Below are 2,236 nucleotides of genomic sequence, written 5' to 3' on the forward strand. Positions count from 1 at the left end.
CCGGTCCTCGCAGTCGTCATCCGGCGCGGTGCACGCCGTCAGCGCGGACGCCAGCAGCAGGAGCGCGGCGGCGGTGATCGTGGTGCGGCGCATCACGCGGCCCTCACCTCCTCCGCCACAGCCGGCGCCCACAGCTCGACGACCGCCTCCGGGTCGGGCACCGGCACCTCGGCGCTCGGCTCGGGCCAGGTGAAGACCACCGCCAGCCGGGCCGGGTCGGACACGTCGAGCTGACGGTGCAGCCGGTGCTGGCCAACCCGCTTCAGCACCGCCATCACGAGCGCCGGATGCTGCACGGCCAGCTCACCGGAGAGCAGGAGCAGCCCGTCGACGGTGCGGCTCGTGCGCCAGCTCCGCATCAGCGGGAACTGGTCGTCGTCCGTGGCCAGAGCGCGGATGACACGGGCCGTCAGGGTGTCGGTGGCGGTCACGTGTCGTCACCGCCCTCGGCTTCCGCCTTCAGGCGGGCGATCTCCGCGCGGGCCGCCACGAGTTCGTCGGCGGTGGTGCGGTGCCGGTCGCGGTGAGCGACGATGCTGTCCCGCCACTCCTGTACGGCGGCGAGGATGCGTTCCGCCGTGGCGACCTGCTCGTCGAGCGTCGCGGAACTCGGGAACAGCAGGTTGATGGTGTTCTGCATGGAGCCGTCGGGCTCGATGTACAGAGCAGAGAGCGGAGCCGCTCCGGACCGGGCGGTGGCCTGCGGCTCCAGGAAGAACGTGGCGTTGTAGCTCATGAGGAACCTCCGCAGGTCCAGCCGGGGTAGTCGGCGGCGGTGCTGCAGCACTCGGGGTGCTCGACGGCCAGCCGGGCGAACGCGGCATCGGCGGCATCGACGGCGTGGTCCTGCTCGGCGATCTGCCCTGCCTGGTGGTACCGGGCCAGCTCGTCGGCGATCGCGATCCGCGTCGCCTCGTCATCGTGCATCGGCCTGTTCCACCCGCAGATGACACACCAGAACTCGGATGGATCGGGCTTCGGGGCGAAGTCACGACACAGCGGATGCGGATTGTGAGGAACGCTGCGAAACGCCTGGGCAGCCGGACTGAGATCAAGCGCCGCGAAGCGTGCGGGGCGCGGGGTCGTCGTCGCCATCACCGCTCACCGCCCTTGGCGATCAGCCACAGAAGCTGCTCACGGCGCCGCAGCGACCGCTTGCCAAGGTGGCGGATGGTGGGCTCCTGGTCGGCAATCGCCGTGCTGGCGTCACGCCGCGCCTGCTCCAGCAGGACGGTCAGGCGGGCGAGCCGGATGCGCAGCCGGTCGTTCTCGGCAGCCAGGTCGCGCCCGGCCGCGCGCAGTTCGGCGGCAGAGGCAGCCTCGTCGTACAGCAGGTCGTCGATCTGGGCGCGGCGGCCCGGGGACAGTTCAGGCACGGGACTCACCCGCCTCGGCGGCGTCGGCCATGCGGCGCAGCTTCTCCTCCGCCGCGGTCCAGGCGTCGTCGTGGTCCGGGCCGCCGTAGCCGAAGGCGTCAGACGCGACCGCGTCCGCGGCTTCGCGCAGCACCTCGGCGCGGATGGCGGCGAGCTTGGCCCGCAGCTCCGCGGGCGTCCCGAGGGGCGCCGTGTCGGCCCGGCCGTACTCGTCCAGCAACTCATCGCGGGCGCTCATGCCGCACCTCGCACAACCAGCAGCTGCCGGGCGGGAACGGTCGCCAGAACCTTGTTGGCGCGGGCGATACGGGACTCCTGCACCGCGCGGGCCTCCGCGTACAGCGGGCCACGAGCCAGTTCGTACCGGCGCGCCGCGTCGGCCTGGGAGCGGACGGCGTCCGCCACGCGGGGCGGGAGGAGAGCCGCCTTGAGGGCGGTCACCGCGTCCGGGACGGGGACGGGGATCGGGTTGATGCTCATGCCGCACCGCCGAGCTGCCCCTGCGAGGGGTAACGGTCCGCGTAGAAGCGGGCCCACGTCTCCTCGAACACCGGCAGGTGACGACGGGTCCAGGCGTAGGTCTCGCGCACTGACCCATTCGGCAGGTCCGTCTGCCGCTTCCCCGGCTTCGAGCCGTGCTCCTCCTCATACAGCACCGCGGCCCGCCGGCCGAACCACGACTGAGCCGACTCGATGTCCCGGCGCTTCAGGCCCTTGCCCTTCAGGAAATCCGGGATGTACAGCGGCACGTCCAGCGGGTCGGTGTCCGGCTCCTCACCCAGCGCCTTCGCCGCGACCAGCCGGGCCTTCGTCTCCAGCCACGCCGCATCCACGATGCCCTCCGCGGCCTTCAGCACCCG

General features: G+C 72.2%; 7 protein-coding genes. All 7 read right to left on the bottom strand.

What is annotated here, in order from left to right; genetic code table 11:
- Positions 1 to 92: 92 nt before the first annotated feature.
- The gene (locus tag ACZ4Z1_RS42365; protein ID WP_468492054.1) at positions 93 to 431 is read right to left on the bottom strand and encodes a hypothetical protein; all 339 of its coding nucleotides are present in this window, start codon (positions 429 to 431) and stop codon (positions 93 to 95) included.
- Entirely contained in the window at positions 428 to 736 is a 309-nt protein-coding gene (locus ACZ4Z1_RS42370) for a hypothetical protein (RefSeq protein WP_468492055.1), read from the bottom strand. The genes ACZ4Z1_RS42365 and ACZ4Z1_RS42370 overlap by 4 nt, the downstream gene beginning before the upstream one ends.
- Complete coding sequence (locus tag ACZ4Z1_RS42375) at positions 733 to 927, bottom strand: hypothetical protein (RefSeq protein WP_468492056.1); 195 nt, start codon at positions 925 to 927, stop codon at positions 733 to 735. Before ACZ4Z1_RS42375 ends, ACZ4Z1_RS42370 begins: the two co-directional genes overlap by 4 nt.
- A gap of 167 nt (positions 928 to 1,094) precedes the next feature.
- Entirely contained in the window at positions 1,095 to 1,376 is a 282-nt protein-coding gene (locus ACZ4Z1_RS42380; RefSeq protein ID WP_468492057.1) for a hypothetical protein, read from the bottom strand.
- Complete coding sequence (locus tag ACZ4Z1_RS42385) at positions 1,369 to 1,614, bottom strand: hypothetical protein (RefSeq protein ID WP_468492058.1); 246 nt, start codon at positions 1,612 to 1,614, stop codon at positions 1,369 to 1,371. Before ACZ4Z1_RS42385 ends, ACZ4Z1_RS42380 begins: the two co-directional genes overlap by 8 nt.
- Entirely contained in the window at positions 1,611 to 1,856 is a 246-nt protein-coding gene (locus ACZ4Z1_RS42390) for a hypothetical protein (RefSeq protein ID WP_468492059.1), read from the bottom strand. The genes ACZ4Z1_RS42385 and ACZ4Z1_RS42390 overlap by 4 nt, the downstream gene beginning before the upstream one ends.
- Positions 1,853 to 2,236 (bottom strand): hypothetical protein (locus ACZ4Z1_RS42395; protein ID WP_468492060.1); only part of this gene is annotated, 384 nt, incomplete at its 5' end. The genes ACZ4Z1_RS42395 and ACZ4Z1_RS42390, both read right to left, overlap by 4 nt.

Source organism: Streptomyces sp. NPDC030165, assembly GCF_055573595.1.